The sequence below is a fragment of the Variovorax rhizosphaerae genome, assembly GCF_037889975.1.
GTDB classification, from domain to species: domain Bacteria; phylum Pseudomonadota; class Gammaproteobacteria; order Burkholderiales; family Burkholderiaceae_C; genus Variovorax; species Variovorax rhizosphaerae.
In genome coordinates this window covers 19018-36729 of record NZ_JBBKZT010000033.1, presented here as the reverse complement: position 1 = coordinate 36729, position 17712 = coordinate 19018, and the positions used below count along the sequence as shown (strand labels likewise).

General features: G+C 66.8%; 13 protein-coding genes. 2 read left to right on the top strand and 11 right to left on the bottom strand.

What is annotated here, in order from left to right:
- Positions 1-422: 422 nt before the first annotated feature.
- The 7 genes from WKW82_RS36705 to WKW82_RS36675 all read right to left on the bottom strand — a co-directional run bounded on the left by WKW82_RS36705 (position 423) and on the right by WKW82_RS36675 (position 10795).
- Entirely contained in the window at positions 423-4757 is a 4335-nt protein-coding gene (locus WKW82_RS36705; RefSeq protein ID WP_340348129.1) for a translocation/assembly module TamB domain-containing protein, read from the bottom strand.
- A gap of 82 nt (positions 4758-4839) precedes the next feature.
- Positions 4840-6744, bottom strand: a complete 1905-nt coding sequence (locus WKW82_RS36700; protein WP_340348128.1) for an autotransporter assembly complex protein TamA — start codon at positions 6742-6744, stop codon at positions 4840-4842.
- A 60-nt stretch (positions 6745-6804) separates the two neighbouring features.
- Positions 6805-7656, bottom strand: coding sequence for a 2OG-Fe(II) oxygenase (locus WKW82_RS36695; RefSeq protein ID WP_340348127.1), 852 nt, complete (start codon positions 7654-7656; stop codon positions 6805-6807).
- A gap of 216 nt (positions 7657-7872) precedes the next feature.
- Positions 7873-9060 (bottom strand): vWA domain-containing protein, encoded by a 1188-nt coding sequence (locus WKW82_RS36690; protein WP_340348125.1) that lies wholly within the window; start codon positions 9058-9060, stop codon positions 7873-7875.
- Between the two features lie 6 nt (positions 9061-9066).
- Positions 9067-9672, bottom strand: coding sequence for a GNAT family N-acetyltransferase (locus WKW82_RS36685; protein WP_340348123.1), 606 nt, complete (start codon positions 9670-9672; stop codon positions 9067-9069).
- Positions 9673-9702: 30 nt separating this feature from the next.
- Positions 9703-9945, bottom strand: a complete 243-nt coding sequence (locus tag WKW82_RS36680) for a hypothetical protein (protein ID WP_340348122.1) — start codon at positions 9943-9945, stop codon at positions 9703-9705.
- Positions 9946-9952: 7 nt separating this feature from the next.
- On the bottom strand, positions 9953-10795 hold the full coding sequence (locus WKW82_RS36675; protein WP_340348121.1) for an AAA family ATPase: 843 nt from the start codon (positions 10793-10795) through the stop codon (positions 9953-9955).
- A 147-nt stretch (positions 10796-10942) separates the two neighbouring features.
- Here WKW82_RS36675 and WKW82_RS36670 point away from each other — a divergent pair, with 147 nt between their 5' ends.
- A complete protein-coding gene (locus tag WKW82_RS36670) occupies positions 10943-11620 on the top strand; it encodes a c-type cytochrome (protein ID WP_340348120.1) in 678 nt (225 codons plus the stop codon).
- A 253-nt stretch (positions 11621-11873) separates the two neighbouring features.
- On the opposite strand, the gene pcaG is transcribed toward WKW82_RS36670, so the two are convergent.
- The gene (gene pcaG / locus WKW82_RS36665; protein WP_340348119.1) at positions 11874-12479 is read right to left on the bottom strand and encodes a protocatechuate 3,4-dioxygenase subunit alpha; all 606 of its coding nucleotides are present in this window, start codon (positions 12477-12479) and stop codon (positions 11874-11876) included.
- 27 nt (positions 12480-12506) lie between these two features.
- Complete coding sequence (gene pcaH, locus WKW82_RS36660; protein WP_340348118.1) at positions 12507-13232, bottom strand: protocatechuate 3,4-dioxygenase subunit beta; 726 nt, start codon at positions 13230-13232, stop codon at positions 12507-12509.
- Positions 13233-13335: 103 nt separating this feature from the next.
- Between pcaH and WKW82_RS36655 the strand changes: the two genes are divergently transcribed.
- Positions 13336-14352: a LysR substrate-binding domain-containing protein gene (locus WKW82_RS36655; protein ID WP_340348117.1), complete on the top strand. Its 1017-nt coding sequence runs from the start codon at positions 13336-13338 to the stop codon at positions 14350-14352.
- A 144-nt stretch (positions 14353-14496) separates the two neighbouring features.
- Here the strand turns inward: WKW82_RS36655 and WKW82_RS36650 are convergent, their stop codons facing one another.
- On the bottom strand, positions 14497-14892 hold the full coding sequence (locus tag WKW82_RS36650) for a nuclear transport factor 2 family protein (protein WP_340348116.1): 396 nt from the start codon (positions 14890-14892) through the stop codon (positions 14497-14499).
- A gap of 177 nt (positions 14893-15069) precedes the next feature.
- Positions 15070-17685, bottom strand: a complete 2616-nt coding sequence (locus WKW82_RS36645; RefSeq protein ID WP_340348115.1) for a flavin-containing monooxygenase — start codon at positions 17683-17685, stop codon at positions 15070-15072.
- Positions 17686-17712: the final 27 nt, after the last annotated feature.

Genomic DNA, 17712 nt, shown 5'->3' with positions numbered 1-17712 from the left:
GTTTGTCTCCTTGTGGATATTGATTCGTCACCGCTGTTCTGAAACTTGCCCCTGGTGACTTTGATCAGGTGCCGCCATTGAATCCGCCGTCGTGCGCAGCGGCAATCGAGAAATAGTGAGAGGGCTATTCCCTTTGCTTGAGGCGGTGCCATGCGCATGGGGTGGGGCGCCGGTGCGGGATGAATGCGGGATCGGACCTGGCCGGATGCGAAGGAATGCGAAGGACGCGAAGAATTCAAGAAGGTTGCTGCCGACCCGCTGGACCAGACCCCCCTACGGCACGCCGCATCGCGGTCTGTGAACTCGACTCATCGGGTCACTCTTCGCCGGTCGCCCGGCCTGCTTCGGTTTTTTCTTTCGCGACCTTCGCGGAACCTTCGCATCCTCTGCGTCCGGCCAAGTCCGCTTTCGGCAGCCTTGGCTCAGTTGAACTTGATCGTGTAGATCAAGTCGCCGCCGTTGTGCTCCCCCGCCTGCCCGCGCAAGGTCAACCGCTGTGTCAGGTCATAGAAGATGTACAGCGTCCCCACCGTCCCCGCGAGGCTGCGTTCGTAGGTCACGTAGAAATCCTTCGACAGCCGCTTGCCCAGCGTGATCGCCGATTCGTTGAGGTCGCCACCTGAACTGGGCCCCTTGAAGCCGATCTCGTCGAGGCCGAATCGGCTCGCGAAGTTGCCGCCGCCGGAATTGCCGCCCAGCTTGCCCAGCAGCGCCAGCGCCGCCTGCTGCATCACCACCGCCTCGCCACCGTTCGACGCGGAGGCGCGGCCCAGCATGACCCATGACAGCGTCTCGGCATCCGTCAACGCGGGCTCCGAGTACAGCTTCACGCGTGGCGACTGCGCGGTTCCCGTGATGTGCACGCCGGCGCGCTGCGAGATGTTCGGCCGGATCGCCAGGATGTCCAGGCCCGGGTTGTCGAAAGGCCCGCTGAAGCGCGCGACGCCGGTCTCCACGTCGAGCTGCTGGCCATAGGCGCGGTACCGGCCCTGCACCGTGCGCACCTCGCCCGTGATGCGCGGCGGCGTGCCCATGCCGGCGCTCTTGATGTCGAGCTTGCCTTCCAGGCGCGTGGTGATGCCGCGGCCCTGCACCGCGAAGTCCTTGCCCAGGTCGAAGCCGATCTCGATGTCGGGCGGCTTCTTCGTTTGCGCGGCGGCCGGGAGCGAGTCGTCGCCGGGGGACTGCGGCTGCGCGGCGCTGGTGGGCGCTGTCTTCGCGGCGGCCGCGGCGGCCTCGCGATCCCGCGCGGCGGAATGCACGAACACGTCGCTGCCGAGGCTCGGTGCCGTCTCGTCGGGCAAGATGATCACGGCGCGGTCTGTCTTCAGGTCGCCGCGCACGGTGATCCGTCCTGCATCGAGCCGGGCCTGCACGTCGCCCGACAAGGTCACCTGCCGGTCGCTGCGCACCAGCAGCCGCAGCTCGCGCAATTGGCCTTCCATGTTCATGCGGATGCCGCTTGCTGCGGGCGAGGTCGAGGTCGAGGTCGAGGTCGAGGTCGTGGTCGTGGTCGTGGTCGTGGTCGTGGTCGTGGCGCCGCCCCAGCTGGCCGTGCCCTTCACCGACAGCGTGCCACCGCTTTTCGCGGCCTCGCTCTTCGCGGTGCTGAGGTTGCCGCTCTGGCCGGCGATACGCGTGCTGCTGGCCGCGCCGCCGCGCAGCGTGAACTCGCTCACCTCCAGCCGGTCGCCATTGAGCACGGCGCGCAACTGGCCGTCACGCAGGTCCAGCCCTTCGACCTGCGCGCGCAGCGCAAGCTGGTCGGCGCCCAGCGTGCCGTTCCAGCGCGGCGCGGCCCGGTTGCCGGACAGCGTGGCATCGGCGTCCAGCGTGCCCCCGATGCGCCAGCCCGGCGGCGCCAGCATCGACCACACACCCAGGTTGGGCAGGCGCGCCTTGAGCTTGCCGGCCAGCGGCGCATCATCGGCCCACAGCCAGCCGCCATCGCGCTGCTGTACGCGCGTGCTGGCCTCGGCGCTGATCTGGCCGCCGCGCTCGCTTTCCCAGGCCAGGTCGGCCTTGACGGCATCGCCCTGCGCGTCGAAATTGAGTTCCGCCTTGCGCAAGCCGGCCGGCGTGCCCGCGCCGGCGGACGCCGCGTCGGTCGTGATCTCGCCGGGCGTGCCGGTGCCGGTGCTGCGAATGCGCCGCACCAGCGCGGCCTCGCCGGCCTGCACGCGGATGTCGCCGCTCTGCCGTGCGATGCGGGCATGGGCGCGCAGCGTGTCGCCCGCGTCGATGTCCCAGTCGCCGTCGAACACCAGGTCACCGCTGACGCCCATGTCGGCCAGCGTGCCAGGCCCGAGCGCCTGGGCCCAGGCCATCGGAAAGCCTTTCAGCGTGCCTTTCGATTGCAGTCGGTAGACGCGCTTGGGCGGCTCGCCCATCTGGCTCCAGCGCACGGGTTGCCAGTCGATCCGCACCGTGCCTGGCACCGGTCCGCGAACTGTCACGCCGGCCGCCGAGGCTTCCACGTCCAGCCTCCCGCCCTTGCCGGTGCGCAGCGTGGCATTGACCGCGCGGGCAAGTTCCAGCGTCCACGGGCCTGGCCGGGTGCTGTCCTGCACTTGCAGCTTGAGGCTGTCGAGCGCGGCCTGCCACTGGTCGGCGCGCTGCAGGCCGCCGCTGGCCTGGGTGTCGAGCGTGAGCCTGCGCGTGCCGAGTGTGCCTTCGCCGCGCAGCGAGAGCTTGGCCTGCGCGATGCCGCCGTCGATCTCGGCGCGCAGGTTGCGCAAGCGCAGCGTCTGCGCGGCCTCGATGGCATGAGCGGCTGGCACCTGGCTCGCGGTTGCGGTTGCGCTTGCGGCTGTGCGTTTGCCAGTGCTCGTGCCCGTGCCCGTGCCTGTGCCTGTGCCTGTGCCTGTGCCTGTGCCTGTGCCTGTGCCTGTGCCTGTGCCTGTGCCTGTGGCGGTGGCGGTGGCGGTGGCGGTGGCGGTGGCGGTGGCGGTGGCGGCGGTAGTGGCGGTGCCCGCAGCCGGCGGCAGCTTGATGTCCAACCGCGGCGCCGAAAGCGTGGCCTGCAGCGTGGGTTCCGCGCCCCGCGCCGCGGGTTGCCGCACATCCTGCAGCCGCCGCTGGATCGCCTGCCAGCCGCCTTGCCAGCGTGCGTCGAGCTGCGCAGCGCCGACCAGCACGTGGCCCGCAAACGCCTGGGACTGGCCGGGCAATTGCTCGATCCACCGCTGCAGCACTGTCGCGTCGTCCACGGTGGCCTTGAGTTGGACGCCGCCCTGCGCCGGCGCCACGCGCCCCTCGACCTGCGCATGCCCTCCCGGCACCACCAGGTTGAGATTGCCGCTGGCCGCCTGCTCGGCGATCCGCACCTGCAGCTTGCCGTCCAGGCGCGCGCGCAGTGCCTCCAGGTGCAGCGAGCGAAGGTCCAGCACTTCGTTGAGCCACTGGCCTTGTGCGGCGGCATGGTCGAGGCGCAGGCCTTCCAGGCCGACCGCCCCGGCGCCGCCCTTGGCATCCACCGCCACATCGAACAGCAGGGCCTCGCCGCGCTGCTCGACGCTGGCGCGGCCGTCCACCGGCGCGCCGGCCAGCTGGCTGTGCAACAGGCCCGGTTGCACGTTCTCCACCGTGGCCTTGGCGGTCCAGGGCGACGGCGCGGGGCTCCAGCGGCCTTCCGCGCTGATGCGGCCGCCGCCGGCCTGGATCGTGGCTTGCGGCACGTCCCAGTTCGTGCCGTCGAAGTGCGCACTGGCCTCGACCCGCTCCACCGGCAGCTTGCCCTCGTCCCAAGGGCCGGGCCGGGCGTTGCGCAGGTCGGCCTTGCCCTGCCAGCCCGTGGCCTCGGGCCCGGCCGTCACCTGGCCGCTGAGCAGCGTCGCGGGTGCCTGCGGCCACAGGTGCGCCAGGTCGACGTTCTCCAGGTCGACCTGGGCGTCAAGCACGGGCTGCGGCTGCCAAGGAGCGAGATGGGCCGTGACCTGGGCATTCATCGGCGTGTCCGCATCCGCCTCGGCCGGCTTCAACCGCGCCTCGATCGCGAGCCGTGCATCGCGCCCGGCCAGCGTGCCCTTGACGCTCGCGTTCGCCAGCACGTCGATGTTGCGCTCCTTGTCCAGCGGCGCACGCACCTTGCCTTCCAGCTCGGCCTCGATCGCCATCGGCGCCGGGCCCTGCAGCCGCAGCTTGCCGCTGTAGTGGCCGTCGGCAATGTCGACGCCGTCGAGCTGCAGTTCGTGATGGTCCGCCTTGTACTGGTAGTGGCCGGCCAACTGGCCGATGTCCAGCGGCGGCGGGCCGCCCCAGTGCAGCGCATCGATGCGGAAGGGCAGGTCGATCTCGACCGGAAGGGCCAGTTGCTCGAGCGGCTCCACGGGCTTGTCATCCGGCGGGCCGAGGCGCTCGATGGTGACGCGTTCCGCATGCACCTCGCCGAGCTTGACCTGGCGTTTCAGCAAGGGCTGCAGGCTCCAGCCGATCGTCGCCTCGTGCACCTCGACGGCCAGCGTCTCGCTCTGCCAGCGCAGGAAGCCGATGTGCCCGCCCGTGCGGAGCGACCCGCTGACCTCGCGCGACTCCAGCGCCTGCCCCGCCGGCAGGTAGCGCGCCGCCCGCGACAGCGTGAATGCGAGCGATTGATCGGAGCCGATCCACCACCAGGCGCCGAGCGCCAACGCCAGCAGCAGCGCCACCGTGCCGCCCGTGAGCCATGCGAGGCCGCGCAACGCACGCCGCGTGCGCGAGCGTGGCGGCTTGACGGCGGATGCCGGCGGCGGTGGCATCGAAGGCGTTTCGTCTGTCATCACGCGTTCTCAAGCCGATGCGGCGCCGCGACTTGGCTTGACCCTTGTGGGCAGGAGTGTCGAAGACATTTCGTGAGGGTGCTCAAAAGTTGAAGCCCAGCCGAATGTGCACCCGGAACTTGTGGACATCGACACCGTAGGCCAAGTCGATCTGTACCGGCCCGACCGGGCTCTTCCAGCGCGCGCCCGCCCCCACGCCCACCTTGGCTCGGAGCTGCCGGGCCTTGTCCGCCACCGACCCGGCATCGACGAAAACGACGCTCTCCCAGTCGGTGAGTTGCCCCTTGTAGACGAACGGGCGCTGCCATTCGACGCTGGCCACGCCGAGGTAGCGGCCCTGCACGGTCTGGCCGATGGCATTGGTCACGCCGATCTGCTGGTAGCTGTAGCCGCGCACGGTGTTGTCGCCGCCGGTCAGGAATTCGAGCGTGGTGGGGATGAGTGCCCGGTCGCTCGCTGTGACGGCGCCGGCTTCGGCACGCAGCGCGATGCGGCTGCGCCGGGCCGCGCCGGTGTCCGTCCAGTCCAGCGGAAAGACGCCCAGCCAGCGCCCGTAGCTGCGCAGGAAGGGCAGGCGCTCGCCAGTCAGCGTGTAGCCGGCGCCCAGTTCGACCGCCACGCCGTAGCCGGCCGTCGGCTGCGCGGGATTGTTGAAGTAGCGTCCCGTCCAGCCCCAGTTGAGCGTCAACGCCGAGGCCGATGGCGGCGCGCCGACGCCCTTGTTCTGCGCGTTGTCGTACTGCAGGAAATAGCTGCGGTCGATGTGATCGGTGCTGGTGCTCATGCCGCCACGCAGGCGAGCGCTGTTGACCTCGTAGTCGCCGGAGGTATCGCGCTTGAGCTGGGCGCCGGTAAACCAGCGCCAGCCTCTTTCGCCGGGAACGTCGGTCCACTGCGTGTTGACGAGTTGCGTCTTCTGGTCGAACTGCAGCCTGGATACGGAGCGCCAGCCCAGCACGGGCATCTGGTTGTGGGTGTGGTCGAGGCTCACGCGCGCGCCGTTGTCGGTGGTGAAGCCCACGCCGAGCACCACCTTCTGCAGCGGCGCGTCGCGCACCTGCGCGATCACCGGCACGGCCTGCGGGTCGGTGCCCTCGGTGTCCAGCGTCAGGAACACCGAGTCGTAGTAGCCGCTGCTGGCCAGGCGCTGCTGGGCATCGAGCAACTGCTGTTGGTCGTAGTCTTCGCCCGCGGGCAGCCGCGCGATACGCAGGGCATTGAGGGGACTGTAGCGGTCGCTGCCGCGCACCAGCATCGGCCCGAAGCGAAAGGCCGGCCCGGATTCATAAGCCACCCGCAACTGGGCGCGGGCGGTGTCGGCATCGATGTCGGCCCGGCTGCTCTTCACGCTGGCAGTGGGGTAGCGCTTGGCCGTCAGCGTGCGCAGTCCGCCCGCCTTGGCGTTCTCCCAACCCTCCTGGCTGAAGGGCAGGCTGGGCCGCAGCGACCAGCCGGCGCGCACGGCATTGCGCTGCGCCTCGCCGGCCGCATCTTCGGCCACCGCGCCGCTGAAGTTGACCTCGACCAGGGACACCAGCGTCGGTTCGCCCGGCTCCACCGTCACCTTCACCTCGCGCGGGGCCGCAGCCTCGGGGGTTTCCTTCAATTCAAGCGTGATGGTGGGCGTGAAGTAGCCGAGGGTGCCCAGCAACTCGCGGGCATTGGTCTCGGCCGCGACCATCAGGCGCGACAACTCGACGGCACCGAGGTCGTCGATCTGTCGGTAGCGCTGAAGCTCCAAGTGGCGGATCAGGTAGTCGCGCACCCGTTCCGGTGCCTCGACCTCGATGCTGAACGCATCGCGCGCCGCCTTCTTCGGCCCGCTGCCGGCGTCGTCCTTGTCGGCCTCCGCGACCGGCCTGGACACCGAGGCCGGCGCATCCTGCTTTTGGTTCGGCAGCAAACTGCACCCTTGCAGAAGGAGGGTGATCGTCAAAAACAACGCCGGCCACAAGGCCGGCGTATTGAAGGGTGCCACCCTATGCATCCGCCCGATTCTGACAGCATGCTTCGCAACCGCGAGGCATGCCAACCGGCGATCATGGGGCTATCGCTTGATCAGCTTGCGCGCCGCCGACCAGAGCAGGGGCGGTGAAATCATCTGCGCGACGCGCTTGAGCTTGTCGAGTGGGCTGATCTTGATGAAGATCGATGACACCTGGTCTTCGCGCGTCTTGCCGGCGTTGGGGCTGGTGTAGTAGTAAGCGGCGATCGAGCGGCGCGGACGGCCGTCCGGCGGGTTCATCGGGTCCGGGTGGCCATGAAAGCTGGCCGGGCCGTGCGGCATCAGCAACGTGTAGCCAAACTCCGGCAGCACCTTGGTCACGCACTTGTCCTTGGTGGCGTTCCACAGTTCGAGCGATGCACCCCATTCGGGCTGCCAGCCCTTGTTGAGGTAGGTGATGAACACCATCTCGTTCTTCAGGCCCAGGTGCCGATGCAGATTGAAGTCGCGATGCACCGCAAAGGTCGCACCCGGCTTGCTTTCATGCAGGCCGCCGCCGAACAGCTTGGGGTCCGGCAACAGGTAGGGCACACCGATCACGGCCGATAGCCACTCGGTGAACCAGCCCGAGTTGACCAGGTCGAAATACAACTGCGACGCCGGGCCCAGATGTGCGCCCAGGGCCGTGCGGCGCGTCGACTCGTACTTGCTCCTCACGTCGATCCACTGGCTCTGGTCGAACTCCTCCGTCACCAGTTCCAGGAGTTGAGGATTGAACAGGTCCTTGACGACCAGGTGGGGAAACGGCTGGCCGGCTTGCAGGCGGGCACGCAAGGCTTCGATCTGCGTGGGTTCGAAGAAGGACCGGTTTACCAGGTCGGAAACTGGCAGGCGCACGCCGCGGATGGTGATCGTGTCGGGTTCCCACGCCGTCATGCGCGCTTGCGGGACCATGCCAACGGCTGCAGATTCAATCGAAGAGATATACACGGCAATAAGCGGGCGGTCCCGTCAAGAATTCCAGGCACGCCCTGTGGCGCGGTCCTCCTAGCCCAATTCTTGCGGAATGTGAACATAGAAAGTACTAATGTAACGGGAAGTGTACGCGGTCGCGTGTAGGCATAAGGCCTATAAGACCTCGAAAAAGCGACCAGATGTGCCGGAATGCACCTACTTTGACAGTAGGCGCATCGCCTCGTCCAAGCCTTTCAGCGTCAGCGGGAACATCCGATGTGATACCAATTGTTGCATTACTGCAATGCTCTGCCGGTACTGCCAAACACCTTGTGGCTCCGGGTTGATCCAGGCAAATTTGGGGAAGGCGTGGGTCAGGCGCTGGATCCATTCGGCCCCGGCTTCCTCGTTGTTGTATTCCACGCTGCCGCCGGGCTGCAGGATCTCGTAGGGGCTCATGGTCGCGTCGCCGACGAAGATGAGCTTGTAGTCCTTGTTGTACTTGCGCAGGATGTCCCAGGTCGCGAACTTCTCGGAGAAACGGCGTTTGTTGTTCTTCCACATGAAGTCGTAGACGCAGTTGTGGAAGTAATAGAACTCCAGGTGCTTGAACTCGGTCTTGACGGCGGAGAACAGTTCCTCGACGCGCTGTACGTGCTCGTCCATGGTGCCGCCCACGTCCATCAGCAGCAGCACCTTGACGTTGTTGTGGCGCTCGGGCCGCATCTTGATGTCGAGGTAGCCCGCGTTGGCCGCCGTCTTGCTGATGGTTTCGTCCAGGTCCAACTCGTCTTCGTGGCCTTCGCGGGCGAACTTGCGCAGCTTGCGCAACGCCATCTTGATGTTGCGCGTGCCCAGTTCCTGCGAGTCGTCGTAGTCCTTGTAGGCGCGCTGGTCCCAGACCTTGACGGCGCTCTTGTTCTTGCCGGCGCCGCCGATGCGGATGCCCTGCGGGTTGTAGCCGCCGTGGCCGAAGGGCGAGGTGCCGCCAGTGCCGATCCACTTGTTGCCGCCCTCGTGGCGTTCCTTCTGTTCCTCGAAGCGCTTCTTCAGCGTTTCCATGAGCTCGTCCCAGCCCATCTTCTCGATCTTGGCCTTTTCCTCGGCGGTGAACTCGCGCTCCAGCGTCTTGCGCAGCCAGTCGAGCGGCACCTCCTTGGTGAAGTCAGCCAGCATCTCGACACCCTTGAAGTAGGCGGCGAAGGCGCGGTCGAACTTGTCGTAGTGCTTCTCGTCCTTCACCAGCGTGGTACGGCTGAGGTAGTAGAAGTCATCGAGGCTGTGGGCACCGTCGGAGTTCGGCCCGACCACGTCGGCCTGCAGCGCCTCCAGCAGCATCATGTATTCCTTGACGGACACCGGCAGCTTGGCCGAGCGCAAGGTGTAGAAGAAATCGATCAGCATGTTGCGTCACTCCTTGGCCGTGGATTCGCCTCTTGGCTTGTCCAGCAGGTAAAGCAATTGCGCCTTCACCTCGGGCCATTCACCCGAGCGCAGGCTGTACATCACGGTATCGCGGATCGTGCCATCGCGCCGCATGGCATGGCCGCGGATTACGCCATCCTTGCGTGCGCCGAGGCGCTCGATGGCGGCCTGCGATGCATAGTTGAAATTGTCGGTGCGCCAGCCCACCACGTTGCAGCCGAGGGTATCGAAGGCATGCGACATCATCAGCAGCTTGCAGGTGGTGTTGACGTGCGTGCGCTGGCAGCGCCCGGCGTACCAGGTGTAGCCGATCTCCACGCGCTTCACGGCGGGCAGGATGTCGTGATAGCTGGTGCTGCCGAGCACCGTGCCGGTGGCCTCGTCGGTCACGGCGAAGGCAAAGCGATCCGCGGTCTTGAGCGCCGTCTCGATGTAGGCGCGCGTGTCCTGCGGCTCGGGCACGGAAGTGATGCGAAGCTTCCACAGCTCGCCGTCGGCGGCGGCCGCCTTCAGGCCTTCTTCGTGGGACAGGGCCAGCGGCACGAGTGCGATGCCGCGGCTGGACAGGGTGACGGGTTCTACGAAAGCCATGCTCTTCAATTTCTCAGACGCGGCGATCGCTCAGACGCGGGGATCGCCGTACTTGCGCCGGTACCAGGCTCGCGCGAGTTGCGCGCCGCCGCCACCGCCCAGGCCGATCAGCAGGATGCCGACCAGCGTGCTGTTGCCATAGCCATCGCCCAGCGCATCGAAACCCAGCACCAGGCCGAGCCAGCGGCCGAGCGAGGCGCCCACCAGGAACAGCGCGGCCTGCGCCACGCCGAGGATCATCAATTGACTGGTGGGATGCGGTTGCCCTGGCACTGCGGGTTCAGCGGTTGTGGCGCTGCATGAAGACGAGCTTCTCGAACAGGGTCACGTCCTGCTCGTTCTTCAACAGCGCGCCGACCAGCGGCGGCACCGCGACCTTGTCGTCCTTGCTTTGCAGCGCTTCCACCGGGATGTCTTCCGCGACCAGCAGCTTGAGCCAGTCGAGCAATTCGGAGGTCGATGGCTTCTTCTTCAGGCCGGGCAGGTTTCGCACGTCGTAGAAGGTCTTCATCGCAGCCGTCAGCAGTTCCTGCTTCAGGTTGGGGAAGTGCACGTCGATGATCTGCTTCATCGTCGCCGCGTCGGGGAACTTGATGTAGTGGAAGAAGCAGCGGCGGAGGAAGGCGTCGGGCAGTTCCTTCTCGTTGTTCGAGGTGATGAAGACGACCGGGCGATGTTTCGCGCGAATGAGTTCATGCGTCTCGTAGCAATAGAACTCCATGCGGTCGAGTTCGCGCAGCAAGTCGTTCGGGAACTCGATGTCGGCCTTGTCGATTTCGTCGATCAGCAGCGCGACCGGCGCATCGGCCGTGAAGGCCTGCCACAGCACGCCCTTGACGATGTAGTTGTGGATGTCCTTCACGCGCTCGTCGCCGAGTTGCGAGTCGCGCAGGCGGCTCACCGCGTCGTATTCGTAGAGGCCCTGCTGGGCCTTGGTGGTCGACTTGATGTGCCACTGCAGCAGCGGCAGCTTCAGTGCGGCGGCCACTTCCTCGGCGAGCATGGTCTTGCCAGTGCCGGGTTCGCCCTTGACCAGCAGCGGGCGCTTGAGCGTGATGGAGGCATTGACCGCAAGCATCAGGTCTTGCGTGGCGACGTAGTTGTCAGAGCCCTGGAATTTCATTGGATCGGTGGAGCTGTGGGTGAAAAGGAAACACATTCGATCTGCGATGCGCTGCATTCGATGCCTTGCGCCGGGGCTGCAATGCGCCCTGCATATAATCAAATGTTGATCTGAAATCTGATTTCTCCACGAGATTGTGCGCGCAAAATGAACAAGTTGTTGACCACGATGTTTGCCCTCGCTGTCGCTTGCGTGACGGTCTCGGCCAATGCCCAGAAGGTGACGGGCAATGCCGAAAACGGGGGCAAGAAGACGGCCATGTGTGTGGGTTGCCACGGCATCATCGGCTATCAGGCCAGCTTCCCCGAGATCTACAAGGTGCCCAAGATCGCGGGCCAGAGCGCGACTTACATCGTGGCCGCGCTCAATGCGTACAAGGCCGGCGACCGCAAGCATCCGACGATGCGCGCCATCGCGGACACGCTGACCGACCAGGACATGGCCGACCTCGGCGCGTACTACGCGACGCTCGGCATGGCCCAGGGCGATGCGGCGCCGCCCACCGCCCCGCCGCCCAATGACACGGTCCAGGCCCTGATCGCGCGCGACAAGGACAACAACTGCACCAAGTGCCACGGCGCCAACTTCAACACGCCGAATGACGGCACCGTGCCCAAGCTGGCCGGCCAGCATGCCGACTACCTGCTGGTGGCGCTCAAGTCGTACAAGTCACACCAGCCGATGGTCAGCCGCTCCAACGCGATCATGGGCGGCCAGTCCAAGAACTTCACCAATGCCGAGTTGAAGCAACTGGCGAGCTACATCAGCGCGGTGCCGGGTGAGCTCAAGACGGTGCCGGAGTCGATGATTCACAAGGCGAAATAAGCCGACCAGGCTTTTTCTGCACCCGTAAAAGAGCCCGCATCGCGGGCTTTTTGCTGTCCGGATGGACGACCGGTTTGAAGGTGTGAAGATCTCGTAGCGAGGGTGCCGAGGTCGGGTCTGCGGCGCGGAACCGCACGCTCGTGCGGTGACAACGAAGTTGCGGCGAGGCTAACAACTGCGCGCAAGCGCTTGTATGCCGGAGCCAACACCGCAAGGCCCGAGATCGGTGGCCGCAGTAGAAAGATTCGCACCTTCAGACGTCGAAGAAGACGGTTTCCTGCGCGCCTTGCATGTGGATGTCGAAGCGATACACCACTGCGCCGCCTTGCTCGTGGCGTTGCGCGACGAGCGTGTTGCGGCGCTGCTCGGGCACGCTTTGCAGCACCGCGTCTTTCGCGTTGGCTTCAACTTCGTCGCCGAAGTAGATGCGCGTGAAGGCGTGCAGCAGCATGCCGCGCATCGTGATGATCGCGTTGATGTGCGGCGCTTCGCCCGGCGCCTCGGCGCCCGGCTTCACGGTGTGGAACACGAAGCGCTTGTGCGCGTCGGTGCCGGTGCCGCAGCGGCCGAAGGCGCGGAAGCCGATCTCGTTGGCCTCCTCCACGGTCTGCGGATAGCGGCCTTCGCCATCGGGCTGGCTGATCTCGACCAGCGCGTCGAAGATCGGCACGCCGTCGCCGTCGATCACGCGGCCTTCGAGGCGGATGCGTTCGCCGGTGGCGTTGTCGAGCGCCACCGTGGCATCGAAGGGCTGGTCGAAGTCGTAGCCGTACTGGGCGGCGGTGAGGCCGTAGGCGAAGTAGGGGCCGACCGTTTGCGAAGGGGTCTGGCCGAAGTTGGTTTCGAGTGCGCTCATCATGGCGTGGGTCTCCTTGCTTGTGTCAGTTCAACGGTTCTCGAAAGGCGTTTCATCGGCGCCGCGCAGCACGATGTCGAAGATGTAGCCGAGGGCGTAGTCGGGTTCGGTGATGTCGAGGCTGAAGTCGGCCACGAGGCGGTTGCGGTACTTGGCCGGCGTGCCGGTGACCATCGGGTCGTATTGCATCAGCGGGTCGCCGGGGAAGTACATCTGTGTGACCAGGCGGCTGGCGAAGTGTTCGCCGAACAGCGACACGTGGATGTGCTGCGGACGCCAAGCGTTGGGATGGTTGCCCCAGGGATAGGCGCCGGGCTTGATGGTGAGGAAGCGGTAGCGGCCTTCGTCGTCGGTCATGCAGCGGCCGGCGCCGAGGAAGTTGGGGTCCAGCGGCGCGTCGTGCTGGTCGACCTTGTGCACGTAGCGGCCGGAGGCGTTGGCCTGCCAGATCTCGACCAGCGTGTTGCGGATGGGGCGCTTGCGCTCGTCCATCACCTGGCCGGTGAGGATCATGCGTTCGCCGAGCGGCTCGCCGTTGCGGCGGGCATTGCGGGTGAGGTCGTTGTCGAACTCGCCGATGCTGCTGTGGCCGTAGACCGGTTGCTGCAGTTCGCCGATGGAGGCCTTGAGCGGGATTAGCGGCTGCGTCGGGCCGCGCTTCACGGTCGACTTGTAGCCGGGGTAGATGTACGAGGGGTGGCTCTCGAAGTCGCGCGGTGCGATGGTCTTGGCGGGCGTCTTGGTGCGGTCCAGCATGGGGTGTGTCTCCAGGGGAAGGGTCTCGTGAGGAGCCCTGACTTTAGAGGTCTCGTTAGTTGATGTAAATTGAACAATCACAGATTTTCAATAAGCATTGGTTATGAAAAAGGACGCCGCGCCGGCCTTGGCGTTTTCGCGCAACGTGCAGCTGCGCCACTTGCGCTGCTTCGTCGCAATTGCGCAGGAGCGGCACCTGGCGCGGGCGGCGGAGCGGCTGGCCGTGAGTCAGCCAGCGATCTCCAAGACCTTGAACGAACTCGAGGAACTGGCGGGTGCGCGGCTGGTCGAGCGCAGCAGCGCGGGGCGGCGCGGCGTGCAAGGCCTGACGCCCACTGGCGAGCAACTGCTGGCGCATGCTTTGCGGGTGCTGGAGGCGGTCGATGCCGGCGCGCAGGCGATCGCGCCAACAGCCGGCGCGCGGCTGGAGCGACTGCGCATCGGTGCGCTGCCGAGCGTGGCGCCCGCGCTGCTGCCGCAGGCGCTCGCTCGACTGCGCGCGCACTGGCCCGCGCTGCAGGTGATGGTCAAGAGCGCGACCAATGCCGTGCTGCTCGACGAACTGCGCGCTGGCGAACTTGATCTGGTGGCCGGGCGCATCAGCGACCCGCGTCTCATGACGGGTTTGAGCTTCGAGTTGCTGTACACGGAGCCGCTGGTGTTCGCGGTGCGCAAGGGCCATCCGCTGGCGCGGCGGGCGAGTTCGGTGCAGGCGGTGCTGGGCTATCCGCTGGTGGTCTATGGCCAGGGCACCATTCCGCGCCACAACACGGAGAGCTTCTTCAGTTCGCGCGGCCTTGCCGTGCCGCCCGATGCACTGCAAACGCTGGACCTGATGGTGGCGCGTGCGCTGGTGGCTGCCTCCGATGCAGTTTGGGTCACGCCGCTGGGCGCGGCGCGGGACGATTTCCAGGCCGGTACGCTGGTGAAGCTGCGCATCGACACGCCAGGCACGGAGGAGCCGGTCGGATTGTTGATGCGCAGCGAGGCGGAAGGTTCGCCGGCCTGTGCGGCGATGGTGGGCCTGCTGCGCGACGCCGCGCGCCAGGGCCAGCCGAAGACGAAGCGGACTGCGGGTCCTGCGAAAGCGGGCGCTTCGCGCAAGCGATCCGCAAGTTGAGTCCTTGCGATCGCAGCGCCGGCGTGCGCAAAACCAGGGCGACCTTGCGCACGCCGGCGCCGCTGCCCGCAGGCCTTCGACGACCTGCATCCAGGCGGGCGAGCGAAAGGGAGCGCGGGGGACCCGCAGGGGATCAATGACCGTTCAATGCTTCGCCGCGGCGGGAACTTCCGTGTGTGCCACGCAGCGCCAGCCGTCCTTGGCTTTCACCCAGGTCGATGTGTCGATCATGTCCGCCGTGGTGCTCTTTTCCGGCTTGCCGCGGCTGGAGACGGCCTGCTTCACGCGGTAGGTCAGGATGGCGGTCGTGTCGTTCGGCTGAAACACTTCGACGTCGCTGAGCTCGAAGGACTTCACCACCATCGTTCCCTGCTCCGCCATCTTTCGATAGCCGGCGTGGTCGAACTGCATCGTCCCTTGCGGGCTGACCATCAGCGCGCGCTTGTCGAGCAGCGCCAGCGCGGCGTCGGTGTCCTGGTCCACCATCGATTGCCAGAACTTCGTCTCGAGGTCGATGAGGGTCTTGTCGGGTGTGGGCATGGGGTACTCCATTCGCAAAGAGGACCATGATTTCATCGGGAGCGGTGCAAGGGATCGGACGAAGCACTTTCGCTCGGTAGAACTTTGCCTACATGGGCTGCACGGGCCTGCACGGCATGCATCGCCGAATGCCCGGGTGGCGCCGCCCGAAAATCCGGCCCCTGTGGCGCCACTGCATCAGGCCGGCACCGCGACCTTGAAGAAGCCCCGCAACGCATCGGCCATCTCTCCGCGCACTGGCTCGCCCGAGACCACCACGTCGATCATCGACAGCGAGGTGTGGGTGTGGCCGCGTGCGGTGATCCAGCGTGCCGGCGTGCCGGCGGCGGCCAGTGCCTTGGCATAGGCGATGCCCTCGTCGCGCAGCGGATCGAATTCGCAGGTGACGACGAAGGCGGGCGGCAGGTTCGACAGGTCGCTGGCGCGCAGTGGCGAGGCCTTGGGATGCGGGCGATCGGCCGGGTCGGCGTAGTGATCCCAGAACCACTTCATCAACGGGGCGGTCAGCACGTAGCCTTCGGCGTTCTCGACGTAGGAGGGGGTGCTCATGTCGCAGTCGGTCACCGGTGTCAGCAGCAGCTGGCCCGAGATCTCCGGCCCGCCCTGGTCGCGCACCTGCTGGCAGGTCACGGCCGCGACGTTGGCACCGGCGCTCCAGCCTGCTACTGCCAGTTCGCCGGGTATGCCGCCCAGGTCGGCCGCGTGATCGGCGATCCAGCGCACGGCGGCCAGCCCATCGTCGGCTGCGGCGGGGAAGCGGGCCTCGGGGGCGTGGCGGTAGTTCACCGAGACGATCAATGTGTCCGAGCGCTGGCACAGGTCGCGGCACAGGGGGTCGTCGGAATCGTGGCTGCCCAGCACCCAGCCGCCGCCGTGGAAGTAGGCGACCACGGGATGCGGTCCCGGCGTGTTCGGCCGGTACAGGCGGTATGGCAGCGGTCCGGCTGCTCCGGGCAGGGTGCCATCGACGGTCTCGCCGATCACGGGGCCGGGCGGGCGAGCCGCCGACAGTTGCTGCAGCAGGCCGCGGGCATGGTCCACGGGGAGCGAATCGAAGGTCGGCAGGTTCATCGCTGCCATCATCTGCAGGACCATGGCCACATCGGGCTGCAGGCGCCGGACCACGCCGTCCGTGCAGCGCGTGACCTGCGGTCCGCTGCGCTTGAGGCCCAGCCAGTCGCGTGCCACCACCTCGTCGCAGGCTGCGCGGTAGGCGTCGACGCCACCGACGTACGGCAGGAAGCCGCGCGGCTTGCCCGGCACGTTGGCGCCCATGTACCAGGAGTCGGCCGTCGGATAGAGGGTGATGTTGGCGCAGTCGTCGACGTGCTGCACCCAGCCGGCCTCGGCGGTGTCGGTGGGCTCGATGGCGGTCATGCCGTCCGCGCGCAACCGGGCCATGCAGTCGGCGATCCAGTCGACGTGCTGCTCGATCGAGACCATCATGTTCGACAGCACCGACGGGCTGCCCGGGCCGGTGATGGTGAACAGGTTGGGGAAGCCAGAGGTCATCAGGCCGAGGTAGGTGCGCGGGCCGCTGGCCCACTTCTGCTTCAGCGTGAGGCCGTCGCGGCCGGTGATGTCGACCGACACGATGGCGCCCGTCATCGCGTCGAAGCCGGTGGCATAGACGATCGCATCGAAGGCCAGCGCTTCGCCTGCGAGTTCGATGCCGGTCTCGGTGATGCTCTGGATCGGGTGACGGCGCAGGTCGACCAGCCGCACGTGGGGCAGGTTGAAGGTCGCGTAGTAGCCGGTGTCCAGGCAGGGGCGCTTGGTGCCGAAGGGATGGTCGGTGGGGCAGAGCAGGTCGGCGATCTGCGGGTCTTGCACGACGCCGCGGATCTTCTCGCGCACCAGGCCGGCCACGATGGCGTTGGCGTCGCGGAACAAGATCTGGTCGGCGAACACGCTCAGGATCGGGATCAACTCACCCGACTGCCAGGCGGCCTCGAAGCGCTCGCGATGCACCTCGGGCGGGCTGTAGCGGCCGTAGATCTGGGTGGGCTCGTTCGGCACGCCGGCGCGGGACCACTTGGCTGCATGACGGTAGGCGTCACGATCGGCCTGGAGCGGCGCGAGCCGTTCGGGCCGCACCGGGCCATTGCCGGCCGGGATCGAGAAGTTGGGCGTGCGCTGGAACACGGTCAACTGGCTGGCCTGCGCGGCGATGTGCGGGATCGACTGGATGCCCGAGGAGCCGGTGCCGATCACCGCCACGCGCTTGCCGGTGAAGTCCACGCCTTCGTGCGGCCAGCGGCCGGTGAGGTAGACCTCGCCCTTGAATCGACCGGCGCCCGGGATGTCCGGCGCCTTGGGCAGCGACAGGCAGCCGCTGGCCATCACGTAGAACTGGCAGGTGATGTCCTGGCCGGTGTCGGTGCGCAGGCGCCAGCGCGCGGCGGCCTCGTCCCAGCGGGCGGCGACCACACGGGTGTTGAAGTCGATGTCGCGCCGCAGGTCGTAGCGCTCGGCCACGAACTGGGCATAGCGCAGGATCTCCGGCTGGGTCGCGTATTTCTCCGACCAGGTCCAGGCCTTTTCCAGTTCGGGGTCGAAGCTGTAGGTGTAGTCGGTGGTCGGGATGTCGCAGCGCGCGCCGGGGTAGCGGTTCCAGTACCAGGTGCCGCCCACGTCGCCGGCGGACTCGAGCACGCGTGCGGAGAAGCCCAGTTGCCGCAACTTGTGCAGCATGTAGAGGCCGGAAAATCCGGCGCCCACCACTACCACGTCGACGTCGAGCTTGGCACTGCTGGCCGCGGTCGTCGTGTCGTCGGTCCTTGTCTCCACCATGGCGCTATCTCCAGGTTGTTTGTCAGG

Excerpts from the sequence above, each read along its gene's own strand:
- WKW82_RS36705 (WP_340348129.1), bottom strand. The coding sequence starts at position 4,757 with ATGACAGACGAAACGCCTTCGATGCCACCGCCGCCGGCATCCGCCGTC.
- WKW82_RS36700 (WP_340348128.1), bottom strand. The coding sequence starts at position 6,744 with ATGCATAGGGTGGCACCCTTCAATACGCCGGCCTTGTGGCCGGCGTTG.
- WKW82_RS36695 (WP_340348127.1), bottom strand. The coding sequence starts at position 7,656 with ATGGTCCCGCAAGCGCGCATGACGGCGTGGGAACCCGACACGATCACC.
- WKW82_RS36690 (WP_340348125.1), bottom strand. The coding sequence starts at position 9,060 with ATGCTGATCGATTTCTTCTACACCTTGCGCTCGGCCAAGCTGCCGGTG.
- WKW82_RS36685 (WP_340348123.1), bottom strand. The coding sequence starts at position 9,672 with ATGGCTTTCGTAGAACCCGTCACCCTGTCCAGCCGCGGCATCGCACTC.
- WKW82_RS36675 (WP_340348121.1), bottom strand. The coding sequence starts at position 10,795 with ATGAAATTCCAGGGCTCTGACAACTACGTCGCCACGCAAGACCTGATG.
- WKW82_RS36670 (WP_340348120.1), top strand. The coding sequence starts at position 10,943 with ATGAACAAGTTGTTGACCACGATGTTTGCCCTCGCTGTCGCTTGCGTG.
- pcaG (WP_340348119.1), bottom strand. The coding sequence starts at position 12,479 with ATGATGAGCGCACTCGAAACCAACTTCGGCCAGACCCCTTCGCAAACG.
- pcaH (WP_340348118.1), bottom strand. The coding sequence starts at position 13,232 with ATGCTGGACCGCACCAAGACGCCCGCCAAGACCATCGCACCGCGCGAC.
- WKW82_RS36655 (WP_340348117.1), top strand. The coding sequence starts at position 13,336 with ATGAAAAAGGACGCCGCGCCGGCCTTGGCGTTTTCGCGCAACGTGCAG.
- WKW82_RS36650 (WP_340348116.1), bottom strand. The coding sequence starts at position 14,892 with ATGCCCACACCCGACAAGACCCTCATCGACCTCGAGACGAAGTTCTGG.
- WKW82_RS36645 (WP_340348115.1), bottom strand. The coding sequence starts at position 17,685 with ATGGTGGAGACAAGGACCGACGACACGACGACCGCGGCCAGCAGTGCC.